Below are 12,923 nucleotides of genomic sequence, written 5' to 3'. Positions count from 1 at the left end.
GGCGCTCGCGGGCTACTTGCCCTTCTTCTTCGCTCTCTTCTTCGGCGCCGAGGAGGCTCTCTGGCCGTTCTTCGGCAGCGTTCTCGCGACGAGGTCGGCGATCACCCGGTAGCCGGACGCTCTCGCGTGGATGTCCTGCGCGGCGCAGAACCAGGTCAGGTCGCAGACCTTTGCGACGGCGACCGGGACGGTCCCGAGGCCCTCGACCGTCGTCGTCTCGGTCAGCGGCGTGTAGGCGCCGGTCGCCGCGGTGACGTCGACGAAGCGCCCGCCGACCTCTCTGTAGGCGTTCTCCAGCGTCGGGTTGATCATCGATCTGAAGGCGTCGACCGACAGTCTCGCGAGCGTGTCGCCGCCGGGCTGGAGCATCATGCCGAGGATCACGTCGGGATAGGTGGTGCCGACGATGCGGACCTTCGGGCCGGCCGCCTTGCGCAGCCGTCTCACGAGCGTTCTCACGTTCGCGCCGAGCGGCTGGATCGCGCCGGCGACGCAGGTGACCGCGGTCGCCGGCTCTCTCACGCAGGAGGTGACGTCGTTGCCGCCGATCGAGACGGTGATGAGGCCGACGTTCCGTCTGTTCTTCTTGATGAACGCCTCGGCGGCCTGGATCTGCGTCTTGCCGCCGTAGCCCTTCGCGCCCGGGCCGAGCGCGAGATCCGGGCAGTCCTTCTGCCGCAGGATCGAGGTCGTCGTCGCCCCGCCGCAGGCGAAGTTGACGACTCTCAGCTTCCAGCCGCGCTTTCTGGCGAGCGCCGGCAGCTGGTAGACGAAGCCCGCCTTCGTGTTGCCCGCGCCGGCCCCCGCCGCCGGCGGCTGGAAGCCGCTCGCGTACGAGTCGCCCAGCGAGACGTAGTACTGCGTCGCGGCCGCCTTCTTGCCCTGTGCCGAGGGCTTCTTCGCGACCGCCGCGGTCGGGGCGAGCACCGCGGCCGCGGCCGCGAGCGCGATCGCGCCGCTCATCAGACGTGGTGGGATCATGGAGACACGCTAACCGAGTCGGCGGAGCCATGTGAACGTTCGTGTCTCCGGCCGTTCGAGCTGGGTCTCCGCGGCGGCCGGGACCGATACGCTGGGGAGCGTGAACCGTCGCCCGCAGCTCGAGATCGTCGCGCCCAACGCCAGCCCGGAGGAGGCGGCCGCCGTCGTCGCCGCGCTGGAGCAGTTCATGCGCGAGACCGCCCCCGTCTACGTCCCCGCTCCCGAGCGGGTCGACCGTTGGACCCGCAGCGCCCTGCTGGAGGGCGTGCGAGCCCCGGCCCAGAGCTGGGGCGACGGCGATCCGTGGGGCCGCTGACCGCCGGCCGCCGCGCCAGCCGCGCTGGCGCAATCTAAATCCCGAAATTCCTCCAGGGTTTGCTACATTTGGCGACCCGCCCGCCCAAGGAGGAACGCAGCGCATGGAGCCAAGCTCGGTCAGCGAGAAGAGCACGAGACCCGGCAAGCTGGGCTCGATCGACAACCCGGAGGTCGTCCAGGACGTCCCCGGCCACGTCATCCCGATCCTCGAGCGCGAGTTCGACGACTTCGACACCGAGTCGCAGAGATTCCTGCGCGGCGCCTACCCCGAGGACCAGTTCATCGGCTTCCGCCTGAGACAGGGCGTCTACGGCCAGCGCCAGCCGAACGTCCAGATGATCCGCGTGAAGCTGCCGTGGGGCGGCGTCACGCCGGAGCAGATGGAGATGTTCGCCGACGTGATCGAGCGGTACGTGCCGCTCAGAAAGGGTCACGTCACCACCCGCCAGAACATCCAGATGCACCACGTCCCGCTCGACGACGCCGCGAAGCTGATCCGCGACATCAGCGCCGTCGGCCTCTCCTCCCGCGAGGGCTGCGGCAACACGATCCGCAACGTCACCGGCGACCCGTGGGCCGGCGTCTGCGCCGACGAGCTGTTCGACACGACGCCCTGGGCGGGCGCATACGTCCGCTACTTCGTGCGCCACCCCACGACCCAGCTGATGCCGCGCAAGGTCAAGACGGCGTTCGAGGGCTCGCCGACGGCCGACCGCTCGATCACCGGCATCCACGACATCGCGTTCATCGCGCGGATCGAGGACGGCGTGAAGGGCTTCGAGGTGCGCGTCGGCGGCGGCACCTCGATCATGCCGCGCGTCGCGCCGACCCTGTTCGAGTTCGTCAGAGCCGAGGACGGCGAGTACCTGAAGGTCGCCGAGGCCGTCTTCCGCATCTTCGACCGCCAGGAGTGGCTGCGCAAGAACCGCGCCCGCGCCCGCCTGAAGGTCTTCGTCGACAAGTTCGGCATCGACGAGCTGCGCAGCCAGGTCGAGGAGGAGCTGAAGGGCGACTGGGTCCACGAGCGCGACTTCGACCCGATGCAGCGGCTGTTCGTCCACGACGAGGAGGCGAACGCGCCGGCGCTGCAGCCCGCCTACGGGACGCCCAACGGCGACCTCTCCGAGTTCGAGCACTACGTCTCGACCAACGTCAGAGCGCAGCGCCAGGCCGGCTTCTCGACGGTCGAGATCAAGATCGAGCGCGGCGACCTCACGCCCGAGCAGTTCCGCGGGCTGGCGGCGATCATGCGCGACTTCAGCGGCGGCTACGCCCGCACGACGGTGCAGCAGAACATCGTGCTGCGCTGGGTCCGCGACGAGGCGCTCTACGACGTCTGGACGCGGCTGAAGGCGCTCGACCTCGGCGAGGCCGGCGTCGACGAGATCACCGACGTCGTCTCCTGCCCGGGCACCGACTCCTGCAAGCTCGGCATCACCAGCTCGATGGGCCTCAACGAGGCGGTCAAGGATCGCCTCGTCGCGATGAGAATCGACGACCCGCTGACCCGCCGGATCCACATCAAGATGTCGGGCTGCCCGAACGGCTGCTCGCAGCACCACATCGCGAACATCGGCTTCTACGGCGCCTCGATCAAGGTCGGCGACAAGACGATCCCCGCCTCGATCCCGCACATCGGCGGCACCTACGAGGGCGGCGAGGTCGGCTACGGCGCGCGCCTGAAGGTGCGCCTGCCCTCCAAGCGCGTCCCCGAGGCGGTCGAGCGCTGGATCCGCTTCTACGAGTCCGACCGCACCGACGGCGAGGAGTTCAACGCCTTCGCCGAGCGCGTCGGGACGAGAGCGTTCGAGGAGCTCGTGCGCGACCTCGCGATGCCGGCCGAGTTCAACCTCGAGAACATGAACCTGTTCATCGACTGGAACAAGAACATCCCGTTCGAGGTGGTCCGCGGCGAGGGCGAGTGCGCGGTATAGCCGCGTGATCGCCGTCATCTTCGATTGCGACGGCGTGCTTGTCGACAGCGAGCCGATCGCGAATGCGATCCTCGCCGAGGAGCTGACGCGGATCGGCGCTCCGACGACGACGGAGGAGTCGGTCCGCGACTACATGGGCCGCTCGTGGGGCCACATGGTCGAGGTCGTGACCGAGCGGCTCGGCGCGCCGCCGCCGGCGACCCTCGCCGAGGCCTACCGCGAGCGGCTGTTCGCGGCCTACGCGGCGCGGGAGGTCCCGCCGGTGCCGGGGATCGCGGCGGCGCTCGACGACCTCGACGCGCGGGGGATCCCGTATTGCGTCGCCTCCAGCGGCGACCACGAGCGGATCCGCAACGGGCTGGCGACCGCCGGCCTCGGCGACCGCTTCGACGACGCGCGGATCTTCAGCGCCGACGACGTCGGCCGCGGCAAGCCGTGGCCCGACCTCTTCCTCCACGCCGCCGCGCGGATGGGCTTCGACCCGCGGCGGACGACCGTCGTCGAGGACAGCCCCGCCGGCGTGCAGGCCGGCCGCGCCGCCGGGATGACGGTGCTCGGCTACAGCGCCCGCACCCCCGCGTCGCTGCTGGAGGAGGCCGGCGCGCGCACCTTCGAGGAGATGAACGCGCTCGTCTCCTTGTTGACCGCGCCGGTCTAAATTCATGAAATCCACTCGGGTTTCTGCTAATTTCTCCCGACCATGAGCGCGGCAGCCCCGATCGACAGCACGCTCACCGACGGCGCGGAGGAGCTGTCGGCCGAGCAGGTGCTCGCCCGGATGGTCGAGCGCTTCCACCCCCGCCTCTTCCTCGCCTGCTCCTTCCAGCAGGAGGAGTCGGTCCTCATCGACCTCCTGCTCAGAATCGAGCCGGAGGCCCGCATCTTCACCCTCGACACCGGTGTTCTCTTCCCCGAGACCTACGAGACGTGGAGAGCGATGGAGCAGCGGTACGACACGCAGTTCGAAGCCTGGCGCGGGATGACGCTGGAGCAGCAGGAGGCCGAGTTCGGCCCCGAGCTGTGGAAGCGCAACCCCGACCAGTGCTGTTCGATCCGCAAGGTGACGCCGCTGAAGGAGGCGCTCGGCGAGGTCGACGCCTGGGTCGTCGGCGTCCGCCGCGACCAGGCCCCGACGCGCGCCGACACCCCGAAGATCGCCTGGGACGCCAAGCACGGCATCTGGAAGGCCGCGCCGCTCGCCGACTGGAGCGAGAGAGACGTCTGGCGCTACATCCACGAGCACGACCTGCCGTACAACCCGCTGCACGACCGCGGCTACGCCTCGATCGGCTGCACGCACTGCACCGTGCCGGCCGCCGATCGCAGCGGACGCTGGGCCGGAAACGGCAAGGTCGAGTGCGGCCTGCATGGCTGACCAGGAGGGTCAGCCGGTTAATCCGACCGGACAAGTGAAAGACTGACGGGCGATGGACTGGCCTCTCGTCATCGCCTTCGGACTCGGCGTCGGCCTGCTGGTGGGGATGACGGGGATCGGAGGCGGGTCGCTGATGACCCCGCTGCTGATCCTCGTGCTCGGCACCGCACCGACGACGGCCATCGGCACCGACCTCGCCTACGCCGCCGCGACCAAGACGCTCGGCGGCTGGCGCCACTGGCGCCGCGGCAGCGTCGACATGACGATCGCGCTGTGGCTCGCCGTCGGCTCGATCCCCGGCGCGCTCGGCGGCGTGCGCGTGCTGCACTGGCTGGAGGACGCGCTCGGCGGGCAGGACTTCGAGACGGTGATCCTTGGCCTCGTCGCCGGCGCGCTGCTCGTGACCGGAATCGCCGTGCTCGCGCGGGCGCTGTTCGTCGACGCCAAAGGGGAGCGCGACACGATCCTCGAGTTCGACGTCCGCCACAAGGTCGCGGCCGTCGTCGTCGGCCTCGGCGTCGGCTTCGTGCTCGGCCTCACCTCGGCCGGCAGCGGCGCGCTGATCGCCGTCGCGCTGATCATGATCTTCCGCCTGACGCCGATCCGCGTCGTCGGGACCGACGTCTTCCACGCCGCGATCCTGCTCTGGATCGCCGCCGCCGCGCACTTCGTCAGCGGCAACGTCGACCTCGCGCTGGCGGGCACGATCCTGATCGGCTCGCTGCCCGGCGTCTGGATCGGATCGAACCTCGCGTTCAAGATCTCCGACAACGCGCTGCGGCCCCTCCTGGGCATCGTTCTGGTGGCCGCCAGCCTCGCGCTGACGAAGAAGGCCGGCGCCGAGATTCCGATCTATGTCATCTTCCTTGTGCCGGCGATCGTCGCGATCGCGGCCTATCTGCTCCACCGCTCGCGCTCCGGAAGAGCCAGCGGGCCGGCGGAGGAGCGGGCCCCCACACTCGCTACCGACACCACAGCAACGGAACAGGCATGACCTACGAGCTCTCACATCTGGACGCCCTCGAAGCGGAGGCGATCCACATCATGCGCGAGGTCGCCGCCGAGCTGGAGCGGCCGGTGCTGCTCTTCTCGGGCGGCAAGGACTCGATCGTGCTGCTGCGGCTCGCCGAGAAGGCGTTCCGCCCTGGCCGCTTCCCCTTCCCGGTCATGCACGTCGACACGGGACACAACTTCCCCGAGGTGATCGAGTACCGCGATCGCCGCATCGCCGAGATCGGCGAGCGGCTGATCGTCGCCTCGGTGCAGGAGTCGATCGACAAGGGCCGCGTCGTCGAGGAGACCGGACCGCGCGCCTCGCGCAACCGCCTCCAGACGGTGACGCTGCTCGACGCGATCGAGGAGCACGGCTTCGACGCGGCCTTCGGCGGCGCCCGCCGCGACGAGGAGCGCGCCCGCGCCAAGGAGCGGATCTTCTCCTTCCGCGACGACTTCGGCCAGTGGGATCCGAAGGCGCAGCGCCCCGAGCTGTGGGCGCTCTACAACGGCCGCGTCCGCAAGGGCGAGCACGTGCGCGTCTTCCCGATCTCCAACTGGACCGAGCTCGACGTCTGGCAGTACATCGAGCGCGAGCAGCTGGAGCTGCCGTCGATCTACTTCGCCCACGAGCGCGAGGTCTTCAGACGCGACGGGATGCTCTACGCCGCCTTCGACTTCATGGAGCGGCTGGAGGGCGAGGAGGTCTTCACCGAGATGGTGCGCTACCGCACCGTCGGCGACATCAGCTGCACCGGTGCGGTGATGTCGACCGCGACGACGCTGGAGAGCGTCGTCGCCGAGATCGCCGCCACCAACATCACCGAACGAGGCCAGACGCGCGCCGACGACCGCGCGACCGAGGCCGCGATGGAAGACCGCAAGCGAGAGGGTTACTTCTAATGGCCGCCACCGCGACGATGAACGGGCGACCGAGAGACGGGGACACGGGCACCACCGAGCTGCTGCGCTTCGCGACGGCGGGCTCGGTCGACGACGGCAAGAGCACGCTGATCGGGCGGCTCCTGCACGACGCGAAGTCGATCCTCGCCGACCAGCTCGCACACGTGAAGGAGACGAGCGAGCGACGCGGAGACGGCGAGCTCAACCTCGCGCTGCTGACCGACGGCCTGCGCGCCGAGCGCGAGCAGGGCATCACGATCGACGTCGCCTACCGCTCCTTCCAGACCGACAAGCGGCGCTTCATCATCGCCGACTGCCCCGGCCACGAGCAGTACACGCGCAACATGGTCACCGGCGCCTCGACCGCCGACCTCTCGCTCGTCCTCATCGACGCCCGCAACGGCCTCGTCAGACAGTCGCGCCGCCACGCCGCGATCTCGGCGCTGCTGCGCACCCCCCACCTCGTCGTCTGCATCAACAAGATGGACCTCGTCGGCTACGACCAGGCCGTCTTCGACGCGATCGTGGCCGACTTCAAGGCGTGGGCCGCGCCCTTCGACGGCTTCAACGAGATCACGTTCATCCCGATCTCGGCGCTGAAGGGCGACAACGTCGTCGAGGGCTCGGCGAACATGCCGTGGTACTCGGGCCCGACGCTCCTGCACCACCTGGAGTCCGTCGAGATCGCAGGCGACCGCAACCTCGACGACTGGCGCTTCCCGGTCCAGTGGGTCGTCCGCCCGCAGAACGACGAGCGCTACCACGACTACCGCGGCTATGCCGGCCAGGTCGCCGGCGGCGTCTTCAGACCGGGCGAGGAGGTCGTCGTGCTGCCGTCGGGCCGCACGACGAAGGTCGCCGGGATCGACACGCTGGACGGGCCGCGCGACCACGCCTTCCCGCCCGAGTCGGTGACGCTGCTGCTCGAGGACGACCTCGACGTCTCGCGCGGCGACATGATCGCCCGGCCGTCCGACGCGCCGACCGTCGCGCGCGAGCTGGAGGCGGTCGTCTGCTGGATGGCCGACGCGCCGCTGAAGGCCGGCGGCCGCTACGCGATCAAGCACACGACGCGCGCCGCGCGGGCGATCGTCGACGGGATCGACTGGAAGCTCGACGTCGAGACGCTGGAGCGCAACGGCGACGCCGACGGCCTGTCGCTCAACGAGATCGGCCACGTGAAGCTGCGCCTCAGCGCGCCGCTCGCGTTCGACTCCTACGAGCGCAACCGCGACACCGGCAGCTTCATCCTGATCGACGAGGCCTCCAACGACACCGTCGGGGCCGGCCTGATCGTCGTGCCCTGACGGGCATTGCGAGTTCCACGGCGGCGCGCTGCATCGCGTGCTGGCCGGGGAGCTCGCGGGAACGGGTGCGCGCTAAGGTCGCTCGATGGAGCCGAGCGCGGCAGCCACGGACCGGAGAGCCGCCCGACCGGCCTGGCTGCGCGCGCTGCGGCTGCTCGGCCCGCTGCTGTGGATCGGGGCGACGATCTGGTTCGTCGCCTTCGAGGGGCTGCCGCTGACGCGCGATTGGATCGCCGCCTGGGTGATCGTTGGGCTGCTCGCCTTCTCGCTCGGCGACGTCGGCGGCTGGCTGCGCGGCGTCGTGATCGACTGGCTGCCGTTCTTCGGGGTGCTCGCGCTCTACGACCTGCTGCGCGGCGCGGCGGACGGGCTGATCTTCGAGCCGTTCTGGCTGCCGCAGATCGACGCCGACAAGATCCTCTTCCTCGGCACCGTCCCGACGGTGTGGCTGCAGGAGCACCTCTACACGCCCGGGACGCTGCCGTGGTACGCGGTCATCGCGTGGGTCGTCTACATGTCGCACTTCTTCGCGACCCCGCTGCTCGCCGGCGTGCTGTGGAAGCTCGACCGCATGCGCTTCCGCCGCTTCGCCGTCTCCGTCGCGGCGCTCGCGCTGCTGGGCTTCGCGACCTACGCGCTCTTCCCCGCCGCGCCGCCGTGGATGGCGGCCCAGCACGGCCTGATCGGCGAGACGACCCGCGTGATCCCGGAGATCTGGGGCCAGCTCGGCATGCCGCCGAGATTCGGCCTCGTCGGCACCGGCTACCAGTACGCCAACGACGTCGCCGCCGTGCCGTCGCTGCACGCCGCCTACTCGCTGCTGATCACGCTGGAGCTGTGGCCGTCCTCCGGATTGCGAGTTCCACGGCGGCTCGGCGGAGGGGACGACGGAAGCCGGAACGCACGTGCCTGGACCGCCCTCGTGCGGCTCGTGCTCGCCGCCTATCCGCTCGTGATGGGCTTCGCGCTCGTCTACAGCGGCGAGCACTACGTCGTCGACGTGCTGCTCGGCTGGATCTACGCCGTCGCCGCCTTCTTCTGGGTGCGTTGGGCGTTCGCGCGATGGACCGCTCGCCGACGCAACGATCGCAACGTCAGATCGGGGTCGTTTTCGACCACCAACCTCTAACCTCCGCCGCGTGTTCTCGAAGATCCTGATCGCCAACCGCGGCGAGATCGCCGTCCGGGTGATCCGCGCCTGCGAGGAGATGGGCATCGCGTCCGTCGCCGTCTACTCCGAGCTCGACCGCGATGCGCTGCACGTCAAGCGCGCCGACGAGGCGTACCTGATCGGCCCCGGCCCCGCGGCCGAGTCCTACCTCAGAGTCGACAAGATCCTCGAGGTGGCGAAGAGGTCGGGCGCCGAGGCGATCCACCCCGGCTACGGCTTCCTGGCCGAGAACGCCGCCTTCGCCGCCGCCTGCGAGGAGGCCGGCATCACCTTCATCGGCCCGCCGGCCGCCGCGATCGACGCGATGGGCTCCAAGACCGCCGCGCGCGAGCTGATGAAGAAGGCCGGCGTCCCGATCGTCCCCGGCACGACCGAGCCGGTCAAGGACGTCAGAGCGGCCCGCAGGATCATCGAGAGAACGATCGGCTACCCGGTCGCGGTCAAGGCCGCGGGCGGCGGCGGCGGCAAGGGCTTCCGCGTCGCGCTGACCGACGACGAGCTGGAGGCCGCCTTCGAGGGCGCCTCGCGCGAGGGCGAGAAGTTCTTCTCCGACCCGACCGTCTACCTCGAGCGCTACCTGCCCGACCCGCGCCACGTCGAGGTGCAGGTGCTGGCCGACCGCCACGGCAACGTGATCCACCTCGGCGAGCGCGACTGCTCGGTCCAGCGCCGCCACCAGAAGCTGATCGAGGAGTCGCCGGCGCCGGCCGTCGACGCCGAGCTGCGCGAGAAGATCGGCAAGATCGCGACCGACGCGGCCGCCGCCGTCCACTACGTCGGCGCCGGCACGATCGAGGGCCTGCTGCAGGACGGCGAGTACTACTTCCTCGAGATGAACACCCGCGTCCAGGTCGAGCACTGCGTGACCGAGATGACGACCGGCGTCGACATCGTCAAGGAGGGCATCCGCGCCGCCGCCGGCGAGCCGCTGTCGATCAAGCAGGAGGACGTCGTCCTGCGCGGCCACGCGATCGAGTGCCGCATCAACGCCGAGGACGCGTCGAAGAACTTCGCCCCGGCGCCCGGCAGGATCGGCGACTACAAGGAGCCGTCCGGCCCCGGCGTGCGCGTCGACTCCGGCGTCGGCCCGGGCGGCGAGGTCTCGCCGATGTACGACCCGATGGTCGCGAAGCTGATCGTCTGGGACGTCGACCGCGAGAGCGCCACCAGACGGATGCTGCGCGCGCTGAACGAGTACGAGATCACCGAGCTGAAGACGCTGATCCCGTTCCACTCAGCGCTGCTGGCGACCGACCAGTGGGCGAGAGCGGAGACCTGCCGCGACCTCGTCGAGGACCGCAAGTGGCTGAGAGCGCTCGCCTTCCCGAGAGTGGACGGGCCTGTCTCCAGCGACGGCGACGAGGAGGAGGCGAAGGTCGAGTCGACCTACACGGTCGAGGTCTCCGGCCGCCGCTTCGACGTGAAGGTGATCGGCGCGCCGTTCGCCGGCGGCGGCCCCGTCGTCGCGATGAACGGCTCGGGCCCGGCCGCGGGCGGCGCGAAGAGACCGCGCCGCGAGCGCAAGAGCGGCGGTGCCGGCGGCGGCGCCGACACGCTCCCCTCGCCGATGCAGGGCAACATGTGGAGAGTCAAGGTGAGACAGGGCGACACGGTGCAGGAGGGCCAGCTGCTCTGCATCATCGAGGCGATGAAGATGGAGAACGAGATCACCGCCCACAAGGCCGGCGTCGTCGTCGAGATCCCGATCACCGAGGGCGCGGCGATCAGCGCCGGCGACACGATCGCCGTCATCAGATCGCCCGACCCCGCGTGATGCGGCGGCCGGCGGCCTTGCATCACGCCGGAGACGCTCGCCTGGCGGCTCGCCTTTCCCGCCCGGAGCGGCCGCGGTGAGCGCGCCGCGCGTCTGGCGGGCCGATCTGCACGACGCCGAGACGGTCGCGGAGCTGCTGGTCGAGTTCCGTGACCACATCGGCCGCGACTGGCCCTCCGACAACGCCTTCCACTTCGGCGTCGAGCGGGTGCTGGAGCGCGGCGAGGCCGAGTTCCTGCTCGCCGCCCCCGGCGGCGGCGCGCAGGCCGCCGCCGTCTGCCAGCTGCGCTTCGGTTTCAACCTCTGGCGCGCCGGCAGCGAGTGCGTGCTGGAGGACCTGTACGTGCGGCCGACCGCCCGCCGCGGCGGCCTCGGCGCGGCGCTCGTCCAGGCGGCGCTCGACCGCGCGAGGGAGCGCGGCTGCCGCTGGATCGAGCTCGACACCTACGAGGACAACGCGCCGGCGATCGCGCTCTACGAGCGGTTCGGCTTCCGCTTCGGGCGCTCCGGCGGCAAGCGCGACGTCGTCCTCGCGCGCTCGCTCGACGACGACGCCTGACGCGCGGCGCCGCCCGGGGACCAACCCCCAGCGTGGAGCGGCCGCCGCGAGCGCGCTCAGCTCGCCTTGCCGTCGCGCAGCAGCGAGAGGTTGTACTCGTGCAGGTTCCTCTGCGCGCCGGTGCGGCGGGCGAGCGGCAGCGGCGCCTTCTCGGGCTCCGCGCCGAGCAGCCCCTCGAGGTAGGCGACGTCCTCGCGCAGGATCGCGGCGGCGCGGGCGCCGTCGAGCGGCTCGCCGTGGCCGGGGACGACGACGTCGGCCTGCGTCAGCAGCGGGCCGAACCGTCTCAGCGTCGCGAGGTACTTGTCGATCGAGGCGCTCGGCGACAGCTCCGGGATCGCGTGCGAGGAGAGATAGTCGCCGGCGACCAGCACGCGCGCCCACGGGATCCAGACGGCGGCGCCGTCGGCGGTGTGGCCGTCGGCCGGGTGCAGCTCCAGCTCCCGGTCGCCGACGGCGCAGTAGCCGGGCACCGGCAGCGCCTGCACGCCCGGGACCGAGAACGGCCGCGGGCGGTCGATGTAGTACTCCTCGTCGAAGTCGCGCAGCTCGCGCGCGGCGGCGCCCGGCTCGGCGGTCAGCCGGGCGGCGGTCGTCTCGCCGACGCCGAGCGCGGCCTCCGGGAAGGCGTAGACGCCGAGCAGGTGGTCCCAGTCGGCGTGGGTCGCCAGCAGCCCGGTGACGCGGAACTCGGCCTGCTCGGCGAGCGCCGGCAGCACGTCGAGCTCGTCGGGCAGGATCGGCGAGTCGATCAGGAACGCCTCGCCGCCGTCGCGGACGAGCGTCGCGGTCGTCTTCCAGATGCGGCTGGTGACGACGATGACGTCCTGGTGGACGCTGACGGCGCGCATCGGGCCGTGCCTCCCGCCGCCGGCCTCAGCCGACGCCGAGCAGTCTCGCCGCCTCGCGCAGGTTCGAGACCTCCGCGTCGGGCTTCTTCTGCCCGCTCTCCAGCGAGACTCTGTCGCGGTTGACCCAGATCACCGGGACTCTCATTCTCAGCAGCGGCTCGACGTCGGTCGGGTAGCTGGAGGTGACGTGGACCCAGCCTCTCTTGCCGCCGATGCGCCGCTCGCACTCCTTGAAGTGCGCCGGGTCGGGCTTGTAGGAGCGGACCTGCTGGGCGGTGACGACGAGGTCGAAGTCGAGCGGGATGTGGCGCCGCGTCTGGCCGAGCAGCTTGTCGTCGATGTTCGAGATCAGCCCGGTTCTGTACTGCTTGGCGAGTCTCGCCAGCACCGGGTTGGACTCTCTGAAGGCCGGCCAGCGCTGCACCGAGTCGGGCAGGAAGCCCGATCGAGACGGCTCCAGGCCCCAGTCCAGCTCCTCCGAGATGCGCACGGCCGTGCGACGGAGCACCTCGGCGTACAGCTCGTACGAGCCGGCCTGGATCTCCTGCTGGATCGAATGGAACAGCGGGATCAGCGCGTCGCGGTCGATCGTGAAGCCGTCGCGTCTCGCCTCTCTGGCGAAAGCGTCGTATGCCCCGGCATCCCAGTCGATCAGGGTGCCGTAGACGTCGAAGGTGACGAAGGTGACTGTTCTGGGAATGGCCATTGGCCGGCCATTATGCCTGTTTCGCCAGCCGCTGCGCGTTCTGGGGGCGGT

Annotated in this window: 13 protein-coding genes; 10 read left to right on the top strand and 3 right to left on the bottom strand. The window is 70.5% G+C overall.

Annotation, left to right across the window (positions count from 1 at the left end; translation table 11 throughout):
- Positions 1–12: 12 nt before the first annotated feature.
- Positions 13–981, bottom strand: coding sequence for an SGNH/GDSL hydrolase family protein (locus BDZ31_RS05255; RefSeq protein ID WP_183339682.1), 969 nt, complete (start codon positions 979–981; stop codon positions 13–15).
- A gap of 100 nt (positions 982–1,081) precedes the next feature.
- Here BDZ31_RS05255 and BDZ31_RS05250 point away from each other — a divergent pair, with 100 nt between their 5' ends.
- From BDZ31_RS05250 to BDZ31_RS25830, 10 genes are all read left to right on the top strand, one after another.
- On the top strand, positions 1,082–1,297 hold the full coding sequence (locus BDZ31_RS05250; protein WP_183339680.1) for a hypothetical protein: 216 nt from the start codon (positions 1,082–1,084) through the stop codon (positions 1,295–1,297).
- A 103-nt stretch (positions 1,298–1,400) separates the two neighbouring features.
- Positions 1,401–3,233, top strand: coding sequence for a nitrite/sulfite reductase (locus tag BDZ31_RS05245; protein WP_183339678.1), 1,833 nt, complete (start codon positions 1,401–1,403; stop codon positions 3,231–3,233).
- Positions 3,234–3,237: 4 nt separating this feature from the next.
- Positions 3,238–3,891, top strand: a complete 654-nt coding sequence (locus BDZ31_RS05240; protein WP_183339676.1) for an HAD-IA family hydrolase — start codon at positions 3,238–3,240, stop codon at positions 3,889–3,891.
- A gap of 42 nt (positions 3,892–3,933) precedes the next feature.
- Complete coding sequence (locus BDZ31_RS05235; protein ID WP_183339674.1) at positions 3,934–4,608, top strand: phosphoadenylyl-sulfate reductase; 675 nt, start codon at positions 3,934–3,936, stop codon at positions 4,606–4,608.
- Positions 4,609–4,660: 52 nt separating this feature from the next.
- Complete coding sequence (locus BDZ31_RS05230) at positions 4,661–5,602, top strand: sulfite exporter TauE/SafE family protein (protein ID WP_183339672.1); 942 nt, start codon at positions 4,661–4,663, stop codon at positions 5,600–5,602.
- Positions 5,599–6,504, top strand: coding sequence for a sulfate adenylyltransferase subunit CysD (gene cysD, locus BDZ31_RS05225; protein WP_183339670.1), 906 nt, complete (start codon positions 5,599–5,601; stop codon positions 6,502–6,504). The genes BDZ31_RS05230 and cysD overlap by 4 nt, the downstream gene beginning before the upstream one ends.
- Positions 6,504–7,811: a sulfate adenylyltransferase subunit 1 gene (locus BDZ31_RS05220; RefSeq protein WP_183339668.1), complete on the top strand. Its 1,308-nt coding sequence runs from the start codon at positions 6,504–6,506 to the stop codon at positions 7,809–7,811. Before cysD ends, BDZ31_RS05220 begins: the two co-directional genes overlap by 1 nt.
- An 85-nt stretch (positions 7,812–7,896) precedes the next feature.
- Entirely contained in the window at positions 7,897–8,940 is a 1,044-nt protein-coding gene (locus tag BDZ31_RS05215) for a phosphatase PAP2 family protein (protein WP_183339666.1), read from the top strand.
- A 10-nt stretch (positions 8,941–8,950) separates the two neighbouring features.
- Entirely contained in the window at positions 8,951–10,756 is a 1,806-nt protein-coding gene (gene accC / locus BDZ31_RS05210) for an acetyl-CoA carboxylase biotin carboxylase subunit (RefSeq protein WP_183339664.1), read from the top strand.
- 76 nt (positions 10,757–10,832) lie between these two features.
- Positions 10,833–11,315 (top strand): GNAT family N-acetyltransferase, encoded by a 483-nt coding sequence (locus BDZ31_RS25830; protein WP_183339662.1) that lies wholly within the window; start codon positions 10,833–10,835, stop codon positions 11,313–11,315.
- Between the two features lie 56 nt (positions 11,316–11,371).
- Here the strand turns inward: BDZ31_RS25830 and BDZ31_RS05200 are convergent, their stop codons facing one another.
- Together BDZ31_RS05200 and BDZ31_RS05195 are read right to left on the bottom strand one after the other, a co-directional pair.
- On the bottom strand, positions 11,372–12,166 hold the full coding sequence (locus BDZ31_RS05200; protein WP_183339660.1) for an MBL fold metallo-hydrolase: 795 nt from the start codon (positions 12,164–12,166) through the stop codon (positions 11,372–11,374).
- Positions 12,167–12,191: 25 nt separating this feature from the next.
- Positions 12,192–12,872: an HAD family hydrolase gene (locus BDZ31_RS05195; protein WP_183339658.1), complete on the bottom strand. Its 681-nt coding sequence runs from the start codon at positions 12,870–12,872 to the stop codon at positions 12,192–12,194.
- Between the last annotated feature and the right edge of the window lie 51 nt (positions 12,873–12,923).

This window comes from Conexibacter arvalis (assembly GCF_014199525.1).
Classification (GTDB): Bacteria; Actinomycetota; Thermoleophilia; order Solirubrobacterales; family Solirubrobacteraceae; genus Conexibacter; species Conexibacter arvalis.
This window is presented reverse-complemented; position numbering and strand designations above follow the sequence as displayed.